The organism is Mycobacterium parmense (genome assembly GCF_010730575.1).
Lineage (GTDB): Bacteria > Actinomycetota > Actinomycetes > Mycobacteriales > Mycobacteriaceae > Mycobacterium > Mycobacterium parmense.
Genome location: NZ_AP022614.1, coordinates 702261 through 726269 on the forward strand (window position 1 = coordinate 702261; position 24009 = coordinate 726269).

The 24009-nt window shown below is 68.5% G+C and carries 18 protein-coding genes, 1 tRNA gene and 1 pseudogene; 15 read left to right on the top strand and 5 right to left on the bottom strand.

The features are described 5' to 3' along the window. Nucleotides 1–83: 83 nt before the first annotated feature. The 4 genes from G6N48_RS03080 to G6N48_RS03095 are packed head-to-tail and all read left to right on the top strand — an operon-like array spanning nt 84 to nt 5186. On the top strand, nt 84–2066 hold the full coding sequence (locus G6N48_RS03080) for an ATP-binding cassette domain-containing protein (RefSeq protein WP_232066524.1): 1983 nt from the start codon (nt 84–86) through the stop codon (nt 2064–2066). After that, nucleotides 2063–2920 carry an energy-coupling factor transporter transmembrane component T family protein gene (locus tag G6N48_RS03085; RefSeq protein ID WP_085269069.1) on the top strand — a complete coding sequence of 286 codons (858 nt, stop codon included), beginning with the start codon at nt 2063–2065 and terminating at the stop codon, nt 2918–2920. Before G6N48_RS03080 ends, G6N48_RS03085 begins: the two co-directional genes overlap by 4 nt. Before the next feature lie 21 nt (nt 2921–2941). Then, a complete protein-coding gene (locus G6N48_RS03090) occupies nt 2942–3394 on the top strand; it encodes an SRPBCC family protein (RefSeq protein WP_085269068.1) in 453 nt (150 codons plus the stop codon). Continuing rightward, entirely contained in the window at nt 3387–5186 is a 1800-nt protein-coding gene (locus G6N48_RS03095) for a sulfatase-like hydrolase/transferase (RefSeq protein ID WP_085269095.1), read from the top strand. The genes G6N48_RS03090 and G6N48_RS03095 overlap by 8 nt, the downstream gene beginning before the upstream one ends. Here G6N48_RS03095 and G6N48_RS03100 read toward each other — a convergent pair. Beyond that, nucleotides 5183–5629 (bottom strand): Lrp/AsnC family transcriptional regulator, encoded by a 447-nt coding sequence (locus G6N48_RS03100; RefSeq protein ID WP_085269067.1) that lies wholly within the window; start codon nt 5627–5629, stop codon nt 5183–5185. The two genes, G6N48_RS03095 and G6N48_RS03100, sit on opposite strands and share 4 nt — an antisense overlap. A gap of 124 nt (nt 5630–5753) precedes the next feature. Between G6N48_RS03100 and ddaH the strand changes: the two genes are divergently transcribed. From ddaH to G6N48_RS03125, 5 genes are all read left to right on the top strand, one after another. Next, on the top strand, nt 5754–6611 hold the full coding sequence (gene ddaH / locus G6N48_RS03105; RefSeq protein ID WP_085269066.1) for a dimethylargininase: 858 nt from the start codon (nt 5754–5756) through the stop codon (nt 6609–6611). After that, nucleotides 6608–7834, top strand: coding sequence for an ornithine--oxo-acid transaminase (gene rocD / locus G6N48_RS03110; protein WP_085269065.1), 1227 nt, complete (start codon nt 6608–6610; stop codon nt 7832–7834). Before ddaH ends, rocD begins: the two co-directional genes overlap by 4 nt. A 27-nt stretch (nt 7835–7861) precedes the next feature. Next, a complete protein-coding gene (locus G6N48_RS03115) occupies nt 7862–9301 on the top strand; it encodes an amino acid permease (RefSeq protein ID WP_085269064.1) in 1440 nt (479 codons plus the stop codon). Next, nucleotides 9298–10176, top strand: a complete 879-nt coding sequence (locus G6N48_RS03120; protein ID WP_085269063.1) for a universal stress protein — start codon at nt 9298–9300, stop codon at nt 10174–10176. The genes G6N48_RS03115 and G6N48_RS03120 overlap by 4 nt, the downstream gene beginning before the upstream one ends. Before the next feature lie 192 nt (nt 10177–10368). Continuing rightward, complete coding sequence (locus tag G6N48_RS03125) at nt 10369–13158, top strand: toll/interleukin-1 receptor domain-containing protein (RefSeq protein ID WP_264051656.1); 2790 nt, start codon at nt 10369–10371, stop codon at nt 13156–13158. A gap of 152 nt (nt 13159–13310) precedes the next feature. Here G6N48_RS03125 and G6N48_RS03130 read toward each other — a convergent pair whose 3' ends face one another. Genes G6N48_RS03130 through G6N48_RS03140 form a run of 3 tightly spaced genes read right to left on the bottom strand, consistent with a single transcriptional unit; the run spans nt 13311 to nt 16352 of the window. Further along, nucleotides 13311–14648: an ABC transporter substrate-binding protein gene (locus G6N48_RS03130; protein ID WP_085269061.1), complete on the bottom strand. Its 1338-nt coding sequence runs from the start codon at nt 14646–14648 to the stop codon at nt 13311–13313. After that, complete coding sequence (locus G6N48_RS03135) at nt 14645–15472, bottom strand: carbohydrate ABC transporter permease (protein ID WP_085269060.1); 828 nt, start codon at nt 15470–15472, stop codon at nt 14645–14647. The genes G6N48_RS03130 and G6N48_RS03135 overlap by 4 nt, the downstream gene beginning before the upstream one ends. Then, complete coding sequence (locus G6N48_RS03140; protein ID WP_085269059.1) at nt 15459–16352, bottom strand: carbohydrate ABC transporter permease; 894 nt, start codon at nt 16350–16352, stop codon at nt 15459–15461. The genes G6N48_RS03135 and G6N48_RS03140 overlap by 14 nt, the downstream gene beginning before the upstream one ends. A 58-nt stretch (nt 16353–16410) precedes the next feature. Between G6N48_RS03140 and G6N48_RS03145 the strand changes: the two genes are divergently transcribed. From G6N48_RS03145 to G6N48_RS03170, 6 genes and pseudogenes are all read left to right on the top strand, one after another. After that, on the top strand, nt 16411–17928 hold the full coding sequence (locus tag G6N48_RS03145) for a TldD/PmbA family protein (RefSeq protein ID WP_085269058.1): 1518 nt from the start codon (nt 16411–16413) through the stop codon (nt 17926–17928). Continuing rightward, nucleotides 17925–19298, top strand: a complete 1374-nt coding sequence (locus G6N48_RS03150) for a TldD/PmbA family protein (protein WP_085269057.1) — start codon at nt 17925–17927, stop codon at nt 19296–19298. The genes G6N48_RS03145 and G6N48_RS03150 overlap by 4 nt, the downstream gene beginning before the upstream one ends. 40 nt (nt 19299–19338) lie before the next feature. After that, a complete protein-coding gene (locus tag G6N48_RS03155) occupies nt 19339–20166 on the top strand; it encodes a carboxymuconolactone decarboxylase family protein (protein WP_085269056.1) in 828 nt (275 codons plus the stop codon). Continuing rightward, nucleotides 20166–20675 (top strand): nitroreductase family deazaflavin-dependent oxidoreductase, encoded by a 510-nt coding sequence (locus G6N48_RS03160; protein ID WP_179969842.1) that lies wholly within the window; start codon nt 20166–20168, stop codon nt 20673–20675. The genes G6N48_RS03155 and G6N48_RS03160 overlap by 1 nt, the downstream gene beginning before the upstream one ends. A gap of 174 nt (nt 20676–20849) precedes the next feature. Next, nucleotides 20850–20923 (top strand) — tRNA-Ile (locus G6N48_RS03165). A 113-nt stretch (nt 20924–21036) separates the two neighbouring features. Continuing rightward, a pseudogene (locus G6N48_RS03170) lies at nt 21037–22215 on the top strand (IS481 family transposase); the annotation flags it as partial. Between the two features lie 624 nt (nt 22216–22839). Here G6N48_RS03170 and G6N48_RS03175 read toward each other — a convergent pair. Next, on the bottom strand, nt 22840–23967 hold the full coding sequence (locus G6N48_RS03175) for a TIR domain-containing protein (RefSeq protein WP_161494207.1): 1128 nt from the start codon (nt 23965–23967) through the stop codon (nt 22840–22842). Nucleotides 23968–24009: the final 42 nt, after the last annotated feature.

Here is a 24009-nt window from a genome sequence, read left to right on the forward strand (position 1 = left end):
CGCGGCCTGGCAGAATCGCTGAGGTGACCCCCTCTCGCCCCGTCCGTGCGCGCCCTCGGGGTGGACCGCTTCAGCCGGTCGAAATGGCGCAAGCCGCCGTCATGGGTGCGCTGTGCGCGGTGATCGCGATCGTCGCCGTGATCGTCCCCTTCGCCGCCGGAGTGGCCTTGCTGGGCACCGTGCCCACGGCCCTGCTGGCATACCGCTACCGCGTTCGCGCACTGGTCGCGGCCACGGTGGCCGCCGGCGTGATCGCCTTCCTCATCGCCGGGCTCGGCGGATTCATGGGGGTCGTCCACAGCACCTACGTCGGCGGCCTGGTCGGGATCGTCAAACGGCACCGCCGCGGTGTGCCGACGGTGATTGTCACGTCGCTGATCGCCGGCGTCATCTTCGGCGCCGCGTCGGTGGGCTCGCTGCTCGTGATGACGCGGCTGCGCAGTCTGATCTACAAGGTGATGACCTCCAACGTCGACGGTCTCGCGGCCTTCCTGACGCGGGTGCACATGCAGCACGCCGCCGAGGACCTGAAGCGATACTTCCTGGCCGCGGTGCCCTATTGGCCCTGGCTGCTCCTCGTCTACTACGGCCTCGGCATGGTGATGGTGTCGCTGATCGGCTTCTGGGCGTTGTCGCGGCTGATCACCCGGCTGCGGGGCATCCCGGACGTGCACAAGCTCGACCCTCCGGCCGACGCCGAGGATGTCGCGGTGGGGCCGGTCCCCGTCCGGCTCGACAAGGTGCGCTTCCGCTATCCCGGCGCGGGCCAGGACGCGCTGCGTGAGGTCAGCCTGGATATCGGGATCGGCGAACATGTCGCGGTGACCGGGTCCAACGGTTCCGGCAAGACCACCCTGATGCTGGTCCTGGCCGGCCGGGAACCGACGTCGGGCACCGTGCAGCGCCCCGGCGCGGTGGGGCTCGGCAAGCTCGGGGGCACCGCGGTGGTTTTGCAGCACCCGGAAAGCCAGGTGCTGGGCACCCGGGTCGCCGACGACGTGGTGTGGGGCCTGCCGCCGGGGACCAACGTCGACGTCGGCCGGCTGCTCAGCGAGGTCGGCCTCGAAGATCTCGCGGAGCGCGACACCGGAAGCCTCTCGGGGGGTGAGCTGCAACGCCTTGCGCTCGCCGCGGCGCTGGCCCGCGACCCGGCGCTGCTGATCGCCGACGAGGTCACCAGCATGGTCGACCAGGAGGGGCGCGACGCCCTGTTGGGCGTGCTGTCGGGCCTCACCAAACGCCACCGCAGCGCGCTGGTGCACATCACGCACTACAACAACGAGGCCGAATCCGCCCAGCGCACACTCAATCTCAGCGATTCGCCGGACAACGCCGACATGGTGGAGACCGTCCCGGTGCCGGAGTCCAGCGTGGCGGTGTCCGGCGTCTCCCGCGCCCCCGTGCTGGAGCTCGTCGAGGTCGGACACGAATACGGCAGCGGCACGCCGTGGGCCAAGACCGCGCTGAAAAGCGTCAGCTTCGCGGTCGAGCAGGGCGACGGGGTGCTGATCCACGGTGGCAACGGCTCGGGGAAGTCGACGCTGGCCTGGATCATGGCCGGGCTGACCGTTCCCACGACCGGTTCCTGCCTGCTCGACGGACGACCCACCCACGAGCAGGTCGGCGCGGTGGCGTTGTCGTTCCAGGCGGCCCGCCTGCAGCTGATGCGCAGCCGCGTCGACCGGGAAGTGGCCTCGGCGGCCGGCTTCTCGCCCCGCGACGAGGACCGGGTGGCCGCAGCCCTCGGCCTGGTGGGCCTGGATCCGACACTCGCCAAGCGGCGCATCGACCAGCTCAGCGGCGGTCAGATGCGTCGCGTGGTGCTGGCGGGGCTACTGGCGTGCTCGCCGCGTGCCCTGATCCTCGACGAGCCGCTGGCCGGCCTGGACGCCGCCAGCCAGCGCGGCCTGCTGCGGCTGCTGGAGGACCTGCGCCACGAGCGTGAGCTGACGGTGGTGGTCATCTCGCACGACTTCGCCGGAATGGAAGGCCTCTGCCCGCGGACCCTGCACCTGAACAACGGCAGCCTGGAACCGGTATCGACGTCGACGGGCGGTGTGGCATGACGACCGCCTCGGGCCCCGCACCGGCGCAGGCCTCGACGCGGCGACAGTCCCGTCCGGCCGTGCTGCTCGTTCCGGTGCCGGGCACGTCGATGATTCACGACTTGTGGGCGGGCACCAAGCTCTTGGTGGTGTTCGGTATCTCGGTGCTGCTCACGTTCTACCCCGGCTGGGCGACGATCGGGATCTCGGCGGCCCTGGTGCTGGCGGCGGCCCGGCTGGCGCACATCCCGCGCGGCGCACTGCCGTCGATGCCGCGCTGGCTGTGGGCGGCCGTCGCCTTCGGTTTCGTCACCGCGGCGCTGGCCGGCGGCACTCCCTACGTCTGGCTCGGCGGCCTACACCTCGGGCTCGGCGGAGCGCTGAACTTCCTGCGCATCACCGCGTTGTCGGTCGTGCTGCTGGCCCTGGGCGCGATGGTCTCGTGGACCACCAACGTCGCCGAAATCGGGCCTGCGCTCACGGTTTTGGGGCGCCCGCTGAGGGTTCTGCGGATCCCGGTCGACGAATGGGCGGTGGCGCTGGCACTCGCCCTGCGCGCGTTCCCCATGTTGATCGACGAGTTCCAGGTGCTCTATGCCGCGCGCCGGCTGCGACCCAAGCGCGTGCTGCGCAGCCGCAGGGCGCGCAGGCGCCGCTACGCCATCGAACTGATCGACCTGCTGGCCGCCGCCATCACCGTGACGCTGCGGCGCAGCGACGAGATGGGCGACGCGATCACCGCCCGCGGCGGCATCGGCCAGCTCGCCGCCAACCCGGCGCGGCCGAGGACGGCGGACTGGATCACACTCGCCATCACCATCGCGGCCAGCGGCGCCGGGGTGGCGATCGAGACGATCTTCCAGTCCACCTACTGACCCCTCGCGTAGCGTGAGCCCGTGGCCGGCATCCAGCGCTCGCGCACCATCGCGGCTCGCGTCGACGACATATGGAACGTCCTGTCCGACTTCGGCTCGATCACCGTTTGGGCCGACGGCGTCGACCACTCGTGCATCCTGTACCGCGGCGCCGGAGGCGGGCCCCTGGGCACCGCGCGCCGGGTTCAGGTGGGGCGCGACGCTCTTGTCGAGCGCATCGTCGAGTTCGACCCGCCCCGCGTCCTGGCCTACGAGATCGACGGGCTGCCGCGCCGCCTGCGCAGGGTCGTCAACCGCTGGACGCTCGAACCGGCCCATGAGGAATCGGCCCGCGTGACGCTGGCCAGCACGGTCGAGATCGGTCCCCGCCCGGCCCAGCGGCTGGCCGAGCGCGTCTTCTGCCGATTGCTCGCCCGACAGTCCGACGGCATGCTCGCCGGGCTCGCACACCGACTCGAGGGTGCCCGTGTCTGATCGCCCGGATGTCATCGTCATCGTCACCGACGAGGAACGCGCCGTCCCGCCGTACGAGGCTCCCGGCGTGCTGGCGTGGCGCGACCGAACGCTGGCCGGCCGCAAGTGGTTTGCCGACCACGGCGTCACCTTCGACCGCCACTACACCGGCTCGTTGGCGTGCGTGCCCAGTCGCCCGACGATGTTCACCGGGCACTACCCGGACCTGCACGGGGTCACCCAGACCGACGGCATCGGCAAGTCGGCCGACGACTCCCGGATGCGCTGGCTGCGCCGGGGTGAGGTGCCCACGCTGGGCAACTGGTTCCGCGCCGCCGGCTATGACACCCATTACGACGGCAAGTGGCACATCTCGCACGCCGACCTCATCGACCCGGCGACCGGCCGTGCGCTGGCGACCAACGACGACCACGGGGTCGTGGACCCCGCCGCGGTCCGGAAGTACCTTGACGCCGATCCACTTGCGCCGTATGGCTTTTCGGGATGGGTGGGCCCCGAGCCGCACGGGGCGGAGCTGCGCAACGCCGGCGTTCGCCGCGACCCGCTGATCGCCGACCGCGTCGTCGCCTGGCTCACCCATCGTTACGCGCGCCGACGCGCGGGCGACGCGGACGCTTTGCGACCCTTCCTCCTTGTCGCCAGCTTCGTCAATCCCCACGACATCGTGCTGTTCCCCGCGTGGTCGCGCCGCGGCCCGCTGAAGCCGTCGCCGCTGGACCCGCCGCCGGTGCCGCCGGCGCCCACCGCCGAGGAGGACCTGTCGACGAAACCGGCCGCGCAGATCGCGTTTCGCGAAGCGTATTACTCCGGCTACGGTCCGGCGCCGGCCATCGACCGGATGTATCGGCGCAACGCGCAGCGCTACCGCGACCTCTACTACCGGCTGCACGCCGAGACGGACGGGCCGATCGACCGCGTCCGGCGCGCGGTCACCGAGGGCGGGTCGCACGACGCGGTGCTGGTGCGCACGGCCGACCACGGCGACCTGCTGGGCGCCCACGGCGGACTGCACCAGAAATGGTTCAACCTCTACGACGAGGCCACCCGGGTGCCCTTCGTCGTCGCCCGCGTCGGGGAACGCTCGACGCGGCCCCGGTCGGTCACGGCGCCGACGTCACACGTCGATCTGGTCCCCACGCTGCTCGGCGCCGCGGGCGTCGACGTCGCGCAGGCGGCGGCGACCCTGTCCGCGTCGTTCTCGGAGGTGCACCCGTTGCCCGGCCGCGATCTCATGCCGGTCGTGGACGGCGCGCCGGCAGACGACGCGCGGGCCGTGTACCTGATGACCCGCGACAACATGCTCGAGGGGGACAGCGGAGCCTCGGGCCTGGCGCGGCGGCTGAGGCGGACGGTCAATCCGCCGGCGCCCCTGCGGATCCGGATTCCGGCCCACACCGCATCCAACTTCGAGGGTCTGGTCGTCCGCGTCGACGAGACCACGGCTTCGGGAGGCGCCGGGCACCTGTGGAAACTGGTGCGCACCTTCGACGATCCCGGCACCTGGACCGAGCCCGGGGTGCGTCACCTGGCGGCCAACGGGCTGGGCGGGGAGGCCTACCGGACGACGCCGCTCGACGATCAGTGGGAACTCTACGACCTGTCCACCGACCCCGTCGAAGCCGTCAACCGGTGGACCGATCCGGCTCTGGACGACCTGCGCGCGCAGCTGCGCATCCAGCTCAAAGAAGCCCGCACGAGCTCCGTCCCCGAGCGAAACAGCCCGTGGCCGTACGCCTCTCGCCGGCCACCCGGCCGCCGGCGTGGGCCGTTCGCGAGGCTGCGCCGCCGCTAGGGCCGCATGCGGTCGATGAGATTGGACAGCACGACAATGCTTTCGCTGCGCTCGACGTCCGCGCTCGACCGGATGCGCTCGAGCGCCGCCTCCAGGTGCCCCATGTCGCGGGCCAGCACGCGCAGGATCGCGTCGGACGTGCCGGTGACCGTCGCCGCGCTCACCACCTCGGGGATGTCCACCCACGCCGCGCGCAGCTCGTCGGGTGCGATCCGGCCGTGGCAGAACACCTGCACGAAAGCCTCTGTTTTCCAGCCCAGCGCGTTGCGGTCGACGACGGTGGTGAAGCCTTTGATCACGCCCTTGTCGAGCATCCGGTCGACGCGACGTTTCACCGCCGGCGCCGACAGGTTCACTTTGTCGCCGATCTCGGCGAACGTGGCGCGCGCATGCTCGGCCAGTTCGGCGAGGATGCGCTCGTCGGTGTCGTCCAGCCGGTCCACCGCGCCTCCCTCCCGGTCGGTTAACAACAGATCGCTACATGTGGGACTCTAGCGCAACAAATTATGCCTAGACACGCAATAATCGTCGTTTGATTGTTTTGGCCCGCCAAAATATCGTTGGTTTATGACGGATTACTACGTCGCATCATCGCCCACGACCTCCCCACCAACGGTTCGCTCCCGCACGGCTCGGCCGCGCCGGTACGCGATGACGCCGCCGCGGTTCTTCGCCGTCGAGTACGCCATCAACCCGTGGATGGACGTCGGCACCCCCGTCGACGTGAACCTCGCTGCCGCGCAATGGGAGCGGCTGCGCCAGACCTACGTGCAGCTGGGTCACCACGTGGACGTGGTCGAACCCGTGCCCGGGTTACCGGACATGGTGTACGCCGCCAACGGGGGCATCATCGCGCGCGACGTCGCGGTCGTCGCGCGGTTCCGATTCCCCGAGCGCGCCGGCGAATCCCGCGCCTACGCGGCGTGGATGTCGTCGCTCGGCTACCGGCCGGTGTCCACCCGCCACATCAACGAGGGCCAGGGCGACCTGCTGATGGTCGGCCAAACGCTGTTGGCCGGCTACGGTTTCCGCACCGATCGGCGCGCGCACCCGGAGATCTCGGCGGCGCTGGGGGTGCCGGCCGTCTCGCTGGAGCTGGTCGACCCGCGGTTCTACCACCTCGACACCGCGCTGGCGGTGCTCGACGACAGCGCGATCGCGTTCTACCCGCCGGCGTTCAGCGCCGCGTCCCGCGAGCAGCTGCTGGCGTTGTTCCCGGACGCGATCGTGGTGGGCAGCGCCGACGCGTACGTACTGGGCCTCAACGTGGTGTCCGACGGCCTGAACGTCGTACTACCCGCTGCTGCACAGGGTTTCGCCGAACAATTGCGGGCGGCAGGATTCGAGCCGGTCGGCGTCGACCTGTCGGAGCTGCTCAAGGGCGGCGGTTCGGTGAAGTGCTGCACCTTGGAGGTGTTCGGATGACCATACTCGACCTGTGCCACACCGAAGCCGCGATTGCACTGGTGGAAAGTCATGCGGCGCACAACTATTCGCCGCTGCCGGTGGTGGCGGCGAGCGCCGAGGGCGCGTGGATCACCGACGTCGAGGGCCGGCGCTACCTGGACTGCCTGGCCGCCTACTCGGCGGTCAACTTCGGTCACCGCCACCCCCAGATCACGGCGACGGCCCACGCCCAGCTCGACACCGTGACGCTGGTCAGCCGCGCATTCCATTCCGACAAGCTCGGACCGTTCTGCGCCGCCCTGGCAAAGCTGTGCGGCAAAGACATGGTGCTGCCGATGAACTCCGGCGCCGAAGCCGTGGAGAGCGGCCTCAAGGTCGCTCGCAAATGGGGCGCCGACGTCAAGGGCGTCCCGCCGGGTCGCGCGAATATCATCGTGGCCGACAACAACTTTCATGGCCGCACCATCAGCATCGTCAGCTTCTCCTCGGATCCGGCCGCGCGCGGCGGCTTCGGGCCCTTCACGCCAGGCTTCCGGTCGGTGCCCTTCGGTGACGCCGCGGCGCTGGCCCGCGCGATCGACGCCGACACCGTGGCGGTGCTGCTGGAGCCGATCCAGGGCGAGGCGGGCATCGTCGTCCCGCCCGACGACTACCTGCCGACCGTGCGCGCGCTGTGCAGCGAGCACAACGTGCTCATGATCGCCGACGAGATCCAATCGGGGCTGGGCCGCACCGGCCACACCTTCGCCTGCGACCGGTGGGGCGTCGTCCCCGACGTCTACCTGCTGGGCAAGGCGCTGGGCGGCGGCGTGGTCCCACTCTCGGCCGTCGTCGCGAACCGCGACGTACTGGGCGTGCTGCATCCCGGTGAACACGGCTCGACCTTCGGCGGCAACCCGCTGGCCGCCGCGATCGGCTCCACCGTGGTCTCCATGCTGGCCACCGGGCAATTCCAGGCTCGTTCGGCCCGGCTGGGCGCGCACCTGCATCGCCTGCTGCGGAACCTGATCGGCGGCGGCGTCCTGGCCGTGCGCGGGTTCGGCCTGTGGGCCGGCGTCGACATCGACCCGGCGCTGGGAACGGGCAAGGCCATGAGCCGGCGGCTGGCCGACCTCGGTGTGCTGGTGAAGGACACCCACGACTCGACCCTGCGGTTCGCGCCGCCCCTGGTGGTGACGGCGGAGGAGATCGACTGGGCCGTTGCGCAGTTCGCTGTGGCGTTGCGGGAGGCTGGACCATAATCAGCTGACCCAGCACAGGAGGCGCACTTGCCCGCCACGTCGATCGGCCTGTCAGAACAGATGCTGCGACGCCGCCCGGCCGTGGGTGCGAGCGTCGCCTACGGCACGGCGGAGAACCTCAAGCGCAGCATCGGCACGTTCCAGCTGACGATGTTCGGCGTCGGCTCCACGGTCGGCACCGGAATCTTCTTCGTCATGTCCCAGGCGGTTCCCGAGGCCGGCCCCGCGGTGATCCTGTCGTTTCTCATCGCCGGGGTCGCCGCCGGGCTGGCGGCGGTCTGCTACGCCGAATTGGCCTCGGCGGTGCCTGTTTCGGGCTCGTCGTACTCCTACGCCTACACCACGCTGGGTGAGGTCGTCGCGATGGGCGTGGCGGCCTGCCTGCTGCTCGAATACGGCGTCTCGACGGCCGCCGTCGCGGTGAGCTGGAGCGGCTACCTGAACAAGCTGCTGGAGAACCTCTTCGGGATCGAGCTGCCGAACGCGCTTGCGGCGGCGCCGTGGGACTCCAGGCCCGGTTACCTCAACCTGCCGGCGATCATCCTGATCGGGATGTGCGCGCTGCTGCTCATCCGGGGCGCCAGCGAGTCCGCCAGGGTCAACGCGATCGTGGTGCTGGTCAAGCTCGGCGTGCTGATCCTCTTCGTGGTCGTCGCGTTCACCGCCTTCGACGCGGGCCGCTTCGAGGACTTCGCGCCGTTCGGCGTCGCGGGCATCGGGTCGGCCGCCGGCACCATCTTCTTCTCCTACATCGGGCTGGACGCGGTGTCGACCGCGGGCGACGAGGTGAAGGACCCGCAGAAGACGATGCCGCGCGCGCTGATCGCCGCGCTGGTCACCGTGACGACCGTCTACATCCTGGTCGCACTCGCCGCGCTGGGCACCGAGCCGTGGCGCGACTTCTCCGGCCAGCAAGAGGCGGGGCTGGCCACCATCCTGGAGAACGTCACCCACGGCAGGTGGGCGAGCACCATCCTGGCCGCCGGCGCGGTGATCTCCATCTTCAGCGTCACGCTGGTCAGCCTGTACGGGCAGACGCGCATCCTGTTCGCCATGGGCCGCGACGGCCTGCTGCCGGCTCGGTTCGCGACGGTGAACCCGCAGACGATGACGCCGGTCAGCAACACGGTGATCGTCGCCGTCGCGGCCTCGGCCCTGGCGGCCTTCGTGCCGCTGCAGAAGCTGACCGACATGGTGTCCATCGGCACACTCACCGCGTTCGTCGTGGTGTCGATCGGGGTCATCGTGCTGCGCGTGCGCGAACCCGACCTGCCGCGGGCGTTCAAGGTGCCCGGTTATCCCGTCACGCCCGTGCTTTCGGTGCTGACTTGCGGATACATCCTGGCCAGCCTGCACTGGTACACCTGGGTGGCGTTCGGCGGCTGGGTGTCGCTGGCGCTGGTCTTCTACTTCGTGTGGGGACGGCACCACAGCGCGCTCAACGATCGCGCGCAGGGGAATCCGTGAGCGTCGTCGTGGGGTACCGGGCAGGCAACGTCGGCCTGTCGGGGCTGTACCTGGCGGTGCGCGTCGCGCGCACGCTCGCGACGCCGCTCATCGTGACGACGATCGTGCCCAAGCCATGGCTGACGCCGTCGCGTGCGCGCGTCGACGCCGAGTACGAGCAGTGGGCCGACAATCTGGCCGCCGAGTCGGCGCGGGAGGCCGAAGGTGTCCTGCGCGACCTGGCCGACGACGTCGAGGTCACCTACGTCCACCGGGCGCGCCGGTCGGTGTCGGCGGGACTGATCGAGGTCGTCGAGGAGGGCGACGTCGAGGTCCTGGTGCTGGGGTCGTTGCCCAGCGGCGGGCGCGGGCAGGTGGTGATCGGCTCCACCGCCGACTGGCTGCTGCACGCCTCGCCCGTGCCGGTGGCGATCAGCACGCGCGAATACCACTCGGCCGCGGGCAAACTGACGCGGCTCACCTGCGCCTGCTCGGCCACCCCGGACTCGGTGCAGGTGGTGCGGCGCTGCGCCGAGCTCGGCGCGCGGTTCGGTGTGCCGCTGCGGGTGATGACGTTCGCGGTGCGCGGCAAGACGATGTATCCGCCGGAGGTCGGGCTCGACGCCGAGGACGCGGTGCTTGCGGCGTGGGCATCCCAGGCTCGCGAGATCCTCGCCACGCTCAAGACGGATGGGGTTGTCGGCGAAGACGTTGCGCTGCAGGTTGTCACCGGCCGGACGTGGCAGGAGGCGCTCGCCGCGGCGGACTGGGGCGACGGGGAGATGCTCGCGCTGGGCACCCGGCCGCGCGGCGACATCCGCAGGGTGTTCCTCGGCTCCCGGGGCACCAAGATCATCCGCGAGAGTCCGGTCCCGGCGCTGGTGCTGCCCGGCTGAGGCTGCCCGCCTGCTGCTTGACGTGGTGCCGCAATCCCGTCTCACGGTGAGGTGCGCACCGGCGATAATCAAGCATCAGGATGACGCGACGGTTAGCTGTCAGAATTGGCCGTGGGTCACCGTGCCTGCAGGCATGTTTGCCCACCGCAGCAGCTAAGACGTGGACAAAGGCTGATCCCTCGGGAGGGAGTCGTGTCGGAAGTATCGCAGACGCAAGAGCCGCCAGTTTCAACGCCCGATCCGCAAGACTTCGACGCGTTTTTGTCTTATACCCACAGTGATCGACCGGCAGTGTCCGGTATTCAGAAGGGCCTCCACCGAATTGGACGAAGGCCCGGTCAATTGCGGGCATTGCGAGTATTTCGCGACGACACCGACCTGGCGGCCAGCCCGGATCTGTGGGGCCGAATCACCGACGCGCTGGATCGGTCCCGCTTCCTGATCGTGACTTTGTCTCCGCAGGCCGCCGCGTCGCACTGGGTCGACAAGGAGATCCGTTACTGGCTGGAGCACCGGGGCCCAGAGCAGTTGATGCTGGTGGTGGCTGCCGGCCAGTTGCGCTGGGACGACAACACGGCTCGGTTTGACCCGCAGTCATCCGACGCCGCCCCACCGTCCCTGACCGAGCCGGGGTCGTTGTTGGCCGAGCCGTTGTTCATCGACGTCAGTAGCGACGAGCCGTGGGACTATCGTTCGCCGACGTTTCGGGACAGAATCACCGCGCTGGCGGCCCCGATTCACGGCAAACCGAAAGATCAACTGGCTAGCGACGACTTACGTGAGCAGCGGCGGTTCCGCCGGTTACGCGCCGCCGCATTCGCTGGTCTCGTGCTTCTGACCGCGATCGCGATTGTCGCCGCCGTGATCGCCTTCGTTAAAGGCCAAGAAGCGAACCGTCGCCTACACGATGCGGTCGTAGCCAAGCTCAACGCCGAAGGCGCGGCAATGCTGGCCGGGGCCGCGCCCGGCGGCGACACGCGCGCCATCCAAGAACTATTGGCGGCCAACGCGATCGAGGCCAACGGAGTGCCCATCCTCAACGCCCAGATCGCTCGGTTCACCACCGAGAAGATCATCGACACCTCTTCGGACGTGTTCGGTCTGGCCTACAGCCCGGACGGAACCCACATCGCCACAGCAGAACTCGACGGAACGGTGCGGCGATGGGAATCGGCCACCGGAAAACCGGTCGGTCCCCCGATGACCGGGCACCAGGGTCGGGTGGCTGGCGTCACCTACACACCGGACGGGCATACCATCGCCTCCGTCGGCGCGGACGGGATGATGCGGCTGTGGAATGCCGACACCGGGTCTCTGCTCAACCCCCAGCCAGCCCGCGTCGCCCCGTCGCGTTGTCTTGCCGTGAGTCCGGACGGACAGCAGATCGTCACCTGCGACGGCGGCAACATCCGGTTCTGGAATCCGCGCACCGGCCAACTGCTTGCGACCATTGGCGGCGGGGCAGACGTGTCCCAGGTGACGTTTGACCGGAGCGGCAACCTGCTGGCCGCCGGGCGTGATGACGGCTCCGTCGCCGTCTACGACACGGCCACCCGCAACCTGCACATCCCGGTCATGTTGGTCAAAGGCCGTGACGGTAACCCGGCGCCGGCCTGGGCGGTCGCTTTCAGTCCCGATGAGCACTCGATCGCTGTGGGCAGCTTTGGCGTGCAGTTGTGGAACGTCGACACCGGCGCGCTTGACCGCGCGATCCGCGTGGGAAGCGGACGGATAGACGCCGTGATCAATGTCGTCGCGTTCAGCCCCGACGGCGAACGTGTCGCCACCGGCCGCAACGACGGGTCGGTGCAGTTGTGGGAAGTCGCAACCGGCGCCCAACTCGGGCAAACGATGACTGGGCACACGGCCGGAGTGACCGCCGTGGCATTCAGCCCGGATGGCGGCCAGATCGCGACAGCTAGTTTGGATAAGACGCTTCGACTGTGGAACGCCAACGTCGGCCAGGCGATCCGCGGACCTGCGGACGACCTCCAATTCAGCCCGGACGGTAAGCGGGTCGCTGCGGCGGGAGACGCGATCGTGGCGCAATGGGATGTCGCATCCGGTCAATTGCACACCCCGATAGTCCCCGGCGGCGCGACGGGGAAGCACTTCCGATTTGTTGACGGCGGACGGATCGTGACGGCCGCGGACGACGGCACGGTACAGCTGTGGAACGCCAGCACCGGGCAACCGGCGTCGCCGCCGGTTCACATCGATGTTCCCCAGGGTGCAGTCCGTTTTGCGTTCAGCGGCGACGGGCGCTCGCTCGCAACAGGCGAAGGCGAGAGCCCAAGTGGCGCAATCCGATTGTGGGATGTTGCTACCGGTCGGGCTCTGGGCCGGCCCATGACCGTCGATCCGCAAACCGGCGGCGTCGACCGTCTGGCGTTCAGCCCCGATGGCCGTCGGCTCGCCGCCGGCTACGGCGACGGTCTGCGGCTGTGGAACGTCGACACCACCGACCTCGACGGGCCCGTCATGAGCACCAGTCGCTCGTTGAACGTAGTAGCCAGCCTCGCATTCAACCGCGAAGGCACAATCCTTGCCGCCGGCCTCGGCGACGGTGCGGTGGACCTGTGGAATCTCACTACTCGAAAACCGCTTCCGCAGAGCCCCCTGAGGGGTCACACCAGCCAGGTTCTGGGCGTGGCATTCGGGACCGGAAATCAACTGGTCAGTGGCGCGATCGACGGATCTGTCCGGCTCTGGGACACCTCGACCGCGACACCAACCGCGGCGCCCCTGGCATCGTCCGACGTCATCACGAGCGTGGCACTGAGCCCGGACGGACGACTGGCCGCTTCGGGACACATTGACCAAGCAGAAGAAGCCGTGGTGCTATCGCCTGCTATGGCCGATCCCGCACAACTGTGCGACAAGCTCATCGCCAACATGAGCCACCGGCAGTGGCGCGACTGGGTATCCCCAGCCATCAAATACATTGCTGTCTGCCGCGGCCTTCCCGTCCCGGCCGAATGAGGAAGAGGTGTGGATCGCAACAGCTCCTTCCCCGAGAGCCTCGCGGCACAGGGATTCACCGGAATATCAAGCTTTGGCATGAGCTTTCGACGTCGAGCATCTCAAGATTGCCCATGCTCTTCGGACTAATTCGTTTTCCGCGTTCGGCGACGCTAGCGCTGCGCTGCCGCGTTCGCCGCGGCCTGAGCCTTCGCCAGCAAAGTGGCGACATCGCCGTGGCCCAGGAACATCTCGTCGAAGTAGGGCTGCAGGGCCTCGTTCCCGGCGGCGAACCCGGCTCCGGCCGGGGCGGGGATGCGCGGGCCGTGCAGCACCGTGAAGAACGGTGTGACGTCGACGCCCCGTGCGCTCCAGTAGTCGAAGTAGACGGGTTGGGCCGACAGCACCGCGGGAATCGCCGCGCCCCCACGCCCCAGGTATTCGTTGCCCTGCCTGCTGCCCATCCAGGCCAGCACCTGGCGCACCGCGTCGGGATGCCTGGTCGCGGAATTACCGGCCGCCGCAATGCCGTTGGTGACGCTGACGCGTCCCACCGGGCCCGCGGGCATCATGGCCACGCCCCAGTGGAAACGGGCGTCGCGGGCCACCGGCTCGAGGTTGTAGGTGCCGGACTGGAACAGCGCCATCCGCCCGGCCAGGAACTGGTTGCGGGAGAAGTCGCCGTTGTCGTTGGTGTCCGACGCGGGTGGAGCGACGTGGTCGGCGTTGATCAGGTCGACCAGGTATCGGAAGGCCACGACCGACGCCGGGTTGTCGAAGGCGAACGTGTCGTCGCGCTCGAACACGCCGCCGGCCGAGCCGATGTAGTTCAGGTAGATGCCCTGCGGATCGTTGGCCGCGTTGTAGCCCCACTGGCGCACCCGCAGGACGTCGAAACCCGCTGTGTCACCGCGGTGTCCGTCGGCGTCGACGGTGAGCCGGCGCAGCATGGGCCGCAACGTGTCGTCACCGCCGGGTCCCCAGCGCAGGCCGTCCAGCCGGCTGGGGTCGACGCCGGCCGCGGCCAGCAGGTCCGCGTTGTAGTAGAGCGCGATTCCGGCGTCGGTCAGCTGCGGCACCCCCCACAGCGCACCGCCGCGGGTGAACTGCTGGACCACCGCCGGCTCCCAGTCCGAGGCGGCGCCCGCCCCGAGGGACTTGCCGATGTCGATGAGACGTCCGCTGTCGGCATAGGCGGCCAGATAGGCGCTGGAGAGCCAGAAGATGTCGTCGGCGCTGTCACCGGCGACATCCGTGCGCAGCGTGTTGAAGTAGGTCGAGTACGCCACCATGTTGGTGCGTACCTCGATATCCGGATGCGCGCGCGTGAACGCGTCGAACGACGCCCGGTAGGCCTCGCCGATCTGATCTGCCCACAGCCGCACCCGCACGACGATCCTGCCGCCGACGGGTTCGCCCGAGTAGTCCAGCAGCACCGCCGCGGCGACCAGCAACACCGCGACAAGTCCCAGCGCGATCACGAACAGCGTCGAGAATCGCGGGCGGCTCATTTGAGCCCCGAGACCACGATCGAGGCGACGATGTGGCGCTGGAAGCCCACGAACAGGGCGATCAGCGGCACGATCGCGACCGTCGTCGCCGCCATCACCAGCGTCCACTGGGCGTTGAACCGCGACTGCAGGTCGGCCGTGGCCACCGTGAGCACCCGCCACTTGTGCCCGCTGGTGATCACCAGGGGCCACATGAAGTTGTTCCACTGCGAGACGACGGTGATCAGCGTCAGGGCGGCCAGCACCGGGCGGCTGGATGGGAGCACCACGTGCACGATCACGTCCAGGGTGTTCGCCCCGTCGAGTCGTGCGGCGTTGATCAGATCGTTGGGGATGATGCGGAAGTGCTCACGCAGCAGGAAGATCGCGTAGGGCGAGCCGAACATGAACGGTATGACCAACGCCCAGAACGTGTTACGAAGCCCCAGCTGGGCCATCATCAGATACATCGGCACCACGGTCACCGTCGCCGGCACCATCAGCGTCGCGATGTACACCCAGAACAAGGCGTCGCGGCCCGGAAACTGGAGGCGCGCGAACGCAAAGCCGGCCAGCACCGAGAACGTCAACTGGCCCACCAGTATCACCGCGGTCATCAACGCGGTCACCGCCGCGGCACGGCCGAACCCGGTGCCCCCGAGGTCGCTGTAGTTGGCCAGTGTGGGTGGGTGCGGCAGCTGCAGCGGCGTGCCGGTGGCGAACTGATGCGCTGAGGTGAACGAGGTCAGCAGGCCAAGGGCGAACGGCGCCAACGTGATCAGCGCGCCCAGCAGCAGGCCGGCGTAGATCAGCGCGTTCCCCGCGACACGGCTAGGTGAGGTCATAGCTGATTCGCCGCCGGAAATAGGACTGCTGCACCACGGTGACCCCGATCAGGATGACGAACAGCACCACCGCCATCACCGACGCGCGCCCGATGGCCGCCGAGCCGAATGCCTCCGCATAGATGCGGTGGGCCACCAGGTCGGTGCTGCCGCCGGGCCCGCCGTTGGTCAGCGCGTAGACGGTGTCGAAAACCTGTGCGGTGCTGACGATCCCGGTTACCAGGACGAAGAATGTCGTCGGCCGCAACATCGGCAGCGTGATGCGCCGGAACCGCTGCCAGTCGGTGGCCCCGTCGGTGCGCGCGGCGGCGTGGATGTCGTTGGGGATGGCCAGCAGCCCCGCCAGAAACGACAGCGACACGTAGCCCACATTGGTCCACACGACGACCGCCGACACCAGCGGCAGCGCGAAGCTGGGATTGGACAGCCATTCGATGCGGTGCCCCAGCAAGGTGGCGACGGCGCCGTCGGTGGGGGCCAGGATCCAGCGCCACAGCACCGCGATCGCCAGCGGCGCGCAAATCCACGGCAGCACATACACGGTGCGGAAGAATCCGGTGCCGGGCATCCGGCGGGCCAGCATGGACGCGGCCAGCAACCCCAGGACGGTCTGGGCCGGAACGACGATCGCCACGAAGATCGCCGTGACGATCAGTGAGTTGCCGAACCCACGATCGGTGAGCACCGAGCGCCAGTTGGCCAGGCCCACATACCGCAGCGGGCCCAGCAGATCCCACCGGTACAGGCTCAGCCAGATCACCACCAGGATCGGCAACAGCAGGAACGCCAGCACGCCGAACAGGCTCGGCGCGAGCAGGGCGTAGCCGAGCGCGGCCGACCCGGGCTGCTTGTTCGGCTTGTTCGGCGCGGCGCGGGCCATGAGGTAATTAAAGCGCCCGGAGCCGCGGTGATCGGTCAGCGGCCGTTACGGTGGAGCCGTGACACCGAACCGGGGGATCGATGCCGACTTCTGTGACCTGCCGCGCCGCGAACTCGCCGAAGCCGCCCTGTCCGCGGCCACCGCGGCCGGCGCGGGCTACGCCGACCTGCGGATTCACCGCATCACCACCGAAATCGTCCACCTGCGCGACGGTGAGCTCGAGACCGCGATCGTCAACCGCGAGGTCGGCTTCGCCGTGCGGGTGATCGTCGACGGCACGTGGGGCTTCGCGTCGCACGCCGAGTTGGCGCCGTCGGTGGCCGCGGAAACGGCCCGCCGGGCCGTGCACGTTGCGACCACGCTGGCCGCGCTGAACAACGAAAGCGTCGAACTGGCGCCCGAGCCGGTGTACGCCGACGCCACGTGGGTGTCGAACTACCGGATCGACCCGTTCGACATCCCCGCGGCGGACAAGATCGCGGTGCTCGAGGACTACTCCATGCGGCTGCTCAGTTCCGACGGCATCGACCACGTGTCGGCCAGCCTGACCGCGGTCAAGGAGCAGACGTTCTACGCCGACACGTTCGGTTCGTCGATCACCCAGCAGCGAGTGCGGGTGCTGCCCTCACTGGAGGCGGTCACCGTCGACCCCGCGGCCGGCAGTTTCGACTCGATGCGCACGCTGGCGCCGCCGATGGGCCGCGGCTGGGAGGCGCTCGCCGGCGACGAGGTGTGGAACTGGACCGACGAGCTCGCGCAGCTGCCGACGTGGCTGGCCGAGAAGGTCAAGGCCCCCAGCGTGACCGCGGGGCGCACCGACCTGGTGATCGACCCGACGAATCTGTGGCTGACCATTCACGAATCCATCGGTCACGCAACCGAATACGACCGCGCCATCGGCTACGAGGCGGCGTATGCCGGAACGTCGTTCGCCACCCCCGACAAGCTGGGCACCATGCGCTACGGCTCGCCGGTGATGAACGTCACCGCGGACCGGACCGTCGAATTCGGTTTGGCCACTGTCGGTTACGACGACGAGGGGGTGGCCGCGCAGAGCTGGGACCTGGTGCGCGACGGCATGTTCGTCGGCTATCAGCTCGACCGGGTGTTCGCCCCCCGGCTGGGGCAGCCGCGGTCCAACGGGTGTTCGTATGCGGACTCGCCGCATCACGTCCCGATCCAGCGGATGGCCAACGTGTCGCTGCGACCCGCCCACGAGGACGTCAGCACCGCCGATCTGATCGGGCGGGTCGAGGACGGCATCTATATCGTCGGCGACAAGTCGTGGTCGATCGACATGCAGCGCTACAACTTTCAGTTCACGGGGCAACGGTTCTTCCGGATCCGCGACGGCCGCCTCGACGGGCAGCTGCGTGACGTCGCCTACCAGGCCACCACCACCGAATTCTGGAATTCCATGGAAGCCGTGGGTGGTCCGTCGACCTGGCGGCTTGGCGGTGCGTTCAACTGCGGTAAGGCCCAACCCGGTCAGATCGCGCCGGTCAGCCATGGCTGCCCGTCCGCGCTGTTCCGTGGCATCAACGTGCTCAACACCCGCGCCGAGGGCGGCCGATGATCCGCCCGCAGCACGCCGTCACCCTGGTCCTGGACGAGGCGGCCAAACTCGGCGGGGCCGACGACACCATGGTGCTGGTCACCGACAGGGTCGAGGCCACGTTGCGCTGGGCGGGCAATTCCATGACCACCAATGGGGTTTCGGTGAACCGCAGCGTGGCGGTGATCTCGGTGGTGCGCCGCGGCGATACCGCGCAGATCGGCACGGTGGTCTCCGCCGAGGTGGACCCGCGGGTGCTGCCCGGGCTGGTGGCGGCCTCTCAGGAGGCGGCCCGCTCGGCTCCCGAGGCCGGTGACGCCGCCCCGCTGCTGGCCGACGCGCTCGTGCCGGCCGACTGGGACGCGCCGGTGCCCGGCACCGGACCGACGGTGTTCGCAGACGTCGCCGACTCCCTGAGCCGCGGTTTCCGCGGTACCGATCGCCTGTATGGCTTTGCCCACCACAGTGTTTCGACGACATTCCTGGCCTCGTCGACGGGGCTGCGCCGGCGGTTCACCCAGCCCACCGGCGCGGTCGAGATCAACGCCAAACGCGGCGACGCCAGCGCGTGGGCGGCGGTCGGCACGCACGACTTCGTCGACGTGCCAACCGATTCGCTGCTCGAGCAGCTGTCGATGCGGCTCGGCTGGGCGGAGCGCAGCGTCGAGCTGCCGGCGGGCCGCTACGAGACGATCATGCCGCCGTCGACGGTGGCCGACATGATGATCTACCTGGCGTGGTCGATGGCAGGCCGGGGCGCGCAGGAGGGCCGGACCGCCTTTTCCGCCCCGGGCGGTGGGACGCGGGTGGGGGAGCGGCTGACCGACCTGCCGGTGACGCTGTTCTCCGACCCGATGGCGCCCGGGCTGGCGTGCACGCCGTTCGTCGCGGTGAGCAGTTCCTCGGAGACCATGTCGGTGTTCGACAACGGCCTGGAGATCGGCCAGGTGGACTGGATCCGCAACGGGGTGATCAACGCGCTGGCCTACCCGCGGGCCGCCGCCGCCAAGTTCGGCGCCGAGGTCGCGGTGGGTGCCGACAACTTCGTGATGACCGGCGGGTCGGCCGACCTCGCGGACATGATCGCGGGCACCGAACGCGGCCTGCTGCTGACCACGCTGTGGTACATCCGCGAGGTGGATCCCACGACGCTGCTGCTCACCGGGCTCACCCGCGACGGCGTCTACCTGATCGAGGACGGCGAGGTGACCGCGGCGGTCAATAATTTCCGGTTCAACGAAAGCCCGCTCGACCTGCTGCGGCGGGCCGCCGAGGTCGGGGTCAGCGAGAAGACCCTGCCGCGGGAGTGGGGCGATTGGGCCACCCGGGCGGCCATGCCGTCGCTGCGGATCCCGGACTTCCACATGTCGTCGGTCAGCCAGGCGCAATAGCCGATTGCCATGCGGTGGGGCGCGTCCTAGCGTGTGACGAATGTTGACGCGGTTGGTGGCCCTTTCGCCGGGTGACGGACGGATTTCGGCGCTGGTGCGGCGGGTGTGCGCGCAGACGTTGTCGCTGCCGCCGCTGCCTTCGAGGGTGGAGGTCGGGGAGCCCGAGACCGAGGCCGAGGCCGTCGTCGCCGAGTTCGCCCAACAGTTCAGCGCCGACGTCTCCTCCGTCACCGCCGGGCAGCGCTCCACGCTGTCAAAGCAGTTGCGGGAGAACACCTTCAGCGTGGTGGTGCAGATGTACATCGCCGACTTCGTGCCCCGGGTGCGGGCCGGGCTGGAAGCGCTCGGCGTGGGCGCGCAGCACCTCGGCTGGGTGGCCGGGCCGATCGCCTGGGATCACACCACCGAGCCGTCGGATCTGGTGTTCAACGAGTTCCTGCCCGCCGTGGCGCGGATGCGCGCGCTCGACCCCGTGACCTCCGAGCTGGTACGCCTGCGAGGCGCGGCCCAGCACAACTGCCGGCTGTGCAAGTCGCTGCGCGAGGGCAGCGCGCTCGACGCCGGCGGCTCGGAGTCGCTGTACGGCGAGATCGACCGGTTCGAAACCTCCCGTTCGCTCAGCCCCCGCGCAAAAGGAGCGCTTCGTTACACGGATGGGTTAATTTGGACGCCTGCGCACCTCGTCGCCGATGACGTCGCCGAGGTGCGCTCCGGGTTCTCCGAGGCCGAGGCCGTCGAGCTCACCTTCGACATCATGCGCAATGCGAGCAACAAAGTGGCGGTCGCCCTGGGCGCCGACGCCCCCCGGGTCGAGGAGGGCACCGAGCGCTACCTGCTCGACGCCGACGGCCAGACGGTGTTCAGCTGATGGCGTTTCGACGGTTCAGCCCGTACCGCGGCCGGCGGTTGCGCTGGGACGAGGCTCTCTTCGAGCGCGCCGCCATGAGCCGCGCCGGTTCGCTGCTGGGAAAGTACCTGGCTCCGCGGATCGACAAGGTGCTGATACCCCGGACGAACGGGCATCTGAGCACCATGGGCACCGACAAGGTCGGGCTGGTGACCACCGTCGGCGCCAAGTCGGGCAAGCCGCGCTCACAGCCTCTGGCGTTGATCGACGACGGCCACGGGCTGTTGGCGATCGGGTCGAATTACGGCCGCGAAAAGCACCCGGGGTGGAGTGCCAACCTGCTGGCGCACCCCGATTGCACGATCGAACTGAACGGTCCGCCGGCGCCGTACCGCGCGGAATTGCTCGACGGTGACGAGCGGGCGGCGGCGTGGGCCACGGCCGTCGACGTCTACGCGGGTTATGAGGCTTACCGCGCGAATTGCGCGCCGCGGAAGATCCGGATTTTCCGGCTCCGTCCGGTGGCGTGAGCGCGTAGTCGCGGGGTGGTGTGGCTGGGGGCTGCCACCGGCTCCGGGCGGCCCGGTTATGTCGCTGCCTTCCCGGCCGGTCGGCGTTGGCCTGCGGCTCGCAGCCGGATAGGAGCCGACGGGCCGCGCAGGGTAAGTTGCGGGGGTCGCAAGCTGGCGACCAGATGCGTGCCGGGGGCGGTAGCTCAGTTGGTTAGAGCCGCGGACTCATAATCCGTTGGTCGCGGGTTCGAGCCCCGCCCGCCCCACTTCAGGCGTGTATGACGTCGGCTGATGCTTGACATTTCAGTTCCGGGTGATGCCTGACAGTGTTTCGGCTGATCCTTTACAGCGGTTTCGGTTGATCCTTGACACTCCCTGGATGAGGGAGTTGAGCGTGGCTGAGCAGCGGTATCAGGCTGTGTTGGCGGTGATTGGTGATGGCCTGGCGATTTCCCAGGTTGCTGGGAAGGTCGGGGTTTCGCGTCAAACGTTGCATGTGTGGTTGGCGCGCTATGAGGCTGAGGGCCTACAAGGGCTGGTGGATCGGTCGCATCGGCCGGCCCGGTGTCCGCATCAGATGGGCGCGGAGGTCGAGGCGGTCCTGCTGGAGTTGCGTCGTACTCGCCCGTATTGGGGACCGCGTCGGCTGGTGTTCGAGTTAACCAAGCGCGGCGTTGCGCCGCTGCCGTCGCCCTCGGCGGTGTACCGGGCATTGCTGCGCGCCGGGATGATCGATCCCGCGCAGCGCGACCGGCGCGCGCGCAAGTGGAAACGCTGGGAACGTGGCGCGCCGATGGAGTTGTGGCAGATGGATGTGGTGGGTGGTTTCCCGCTGGCCGATGGCAGCTGCGCCAAGGTGTTAACGGGTATCGATGACCATTCCCGGTTGTGTGTGTCAGCGAAGGTGATGGCTCGTGAACGCACTCGTGCGGTCTGCGATGGGCTGCGGCAGGCCTTGGTGGCCTACGGCGCTCCTGAGCAGATCTTGACCGATAACGGCAAGGTCTTCACCGGCCGGTTTTGTCATCCTCCGGTGGAGGTGCTCTTTGATGCGATCTGCCGCGAGCACGGCATCGAGCATCTGTTGACCCAGCCGCGAAGCCCCACCACGACCGGCAAGATCGAGCGGTTCCACCGCAGTCTGCGCGCGGAATTCCTCAGCGAGCAGCGGCCTTTCACCAACCTCAAGACTGCCCAGCAGGCCCTCGATGAATGGATCGCTTACTACAACACCGCCCGGCCGCACCAATCGCTGGACATGGTGACCCCTGCCGAACGATTCGCTGCCGGGGCTGCGCTCAGACCGGCAGCGGCGCCGGCGACACCGCGCGACGATCGCAGCGGCGATGACTGGGTCAGCCGCCGCGTGACCACCAACGGGGTAATCAGCGTGGCCTGGCAGCAGGTCTGCCTGGGAGCTCACTACGCCGGCGCACGGTGCGACGTCCACGTCGACGGGGACCTGCTGCGGTTCTTCATCGGCGATGACTTGGTCAAAACCGCCGCCCGGACCAGCCGCGGCGAGGTACGAAACAAACGGGCCTTCCGCACCCGCGAACACTTCGCGGCGATTGCTGCGGTGGCAGCCGACGCAAAGGTGCCGCTCACGACCGCCCCGACAGCGCTGCGGCGCGACTACCTCATGGCGCACCCGCGGCGCCGATGAGCCGGACGCGCGATGCTCCCGAGCATGACGCTGACGGTGCCGCGTCCGACCGGCGTCAAGGCCGCAGACACACCGCCGGGCGCGACGGCGCGGGCACAGCAGCAAGCACCGCCTTGGCCGAGCTTGACGCCCGCCGAGCATGCGAAGCGCCTAGTGCTCGATTGGTCCTAGCTGCTGCGGCACGCGACGTTCTACATGGCCGTGGTCTGGCCCGCTGTGCGGCGCGCTAACCGCTTCGCGAAGGCCGCGAAGGACCGCGCCGCGATGCAGCCACCCCTCCTGAAGTCCACGCGCTCCAGCACACCTACGCGAGCCCGTGCAACGCGGCAGGCCGAACGATGTTCGAGGTCGCGAGGTTCATACGGGGCATGCGTCGCCGCACACGACGGAAACGGCCTACGCACCCGCTGAACGCCGACGACCTCGCAGACGCGATGGCCGCGCTCGATGCGATGGCCGGCCCCAAAGCCTGCCGCTGCGAACGTTGTTCACCTTCGGCGCACGGCTGCTCCGTAGCTAGAGCAGCTCTTCACGCTCCAACACCGCGCGCAAATCTTCGAAAATCGCCGAGATTCGGCCCCTTGGGTAGCGAAGTTGGCTCAGTCCGGTGATGTTCGAGAATTCCTCACAACCCTCTTCGAGCAGGACGATTGCGCGTTCGAATCCCAATCTTCCCTGGAACAGCCCAACCTCGTGAATCACGTTGTCGCGCGCTACTTTCGTACCGTCAGCCATCTCATCTTCGGCAGTCATCACGAGGCAGGCGAACGCGGCGTTATTGAGCATGTCTGACAGCCTTGCGGCGGTGGTCGTCCCGGCGACAGGCACTCGATTGAATTCGTCGATGTGTAGCCCAAGGCGGTCTTGGAGGAAGTCCTTTAGTTCGCGCCACTGTTGGGATCTGCCATGTCCGATGAAAACACGGCTGCCGAGTTGGACTTTTGCGGCGGTGGGCGCATGGGTTGCGGCTCGACGGAGATGGTTAGCGGCATTTCGCGCACAATCTGCTAGTTCGAGCGCGCAAAGGTACGGCGCGTCAAAGGCTTCCAGTTGCCCGAGGATCTGTTGGTGTGGCGCAATAGCACCGCCTTCGTTTAGGGCCCTCGTGTCGTTCGTCAAGTATTGACGGTTCGGCACTAGGGCACGCGCAAACGTCGCTGCGCTGGGTGGGCTGGCCTTCTCGACTCTGTTCTTTACGCTAGCTATGTAGTTATCGTCGTGAGTCGCGAGATAGCTAGACAGTATCGATGTGATCGTTCCTTTGTGGCGTGTGACTGAGCGCCGCGCCTCGGTCTCTTTGGTCGTCATGTCATCGAAATCGATCTTGACTCCGCACGCCCGCAACTCGTCTCGAACATCGTCCACACCGCGCACTTGCCATCGCGTAGGAGCTACGCCACCACGCCGCAGTCCAGACGTGATGCTGAATGCCTCGTGTGCGGGCGGTGGCTCGAACTCGCCGTAATAGACACGCGCCTGATATCCGAGGTTGGACCCTGACCATGACTTTTCGACCTGATCGATCACTCGAAGTGCGGCGTTATAGGGTTCCCTGAACTCAGGGCTGTCGCCCTGGGCTCCAAGTGTCGAAAGCTCTTCCGCGAGCGCATCGAGTTCCGAGATGTACGCGTCTGTACCGGCCACCGGCGCCCTGGACCTCCTCTTCGAAGCCGCCGTGAGGGCTTG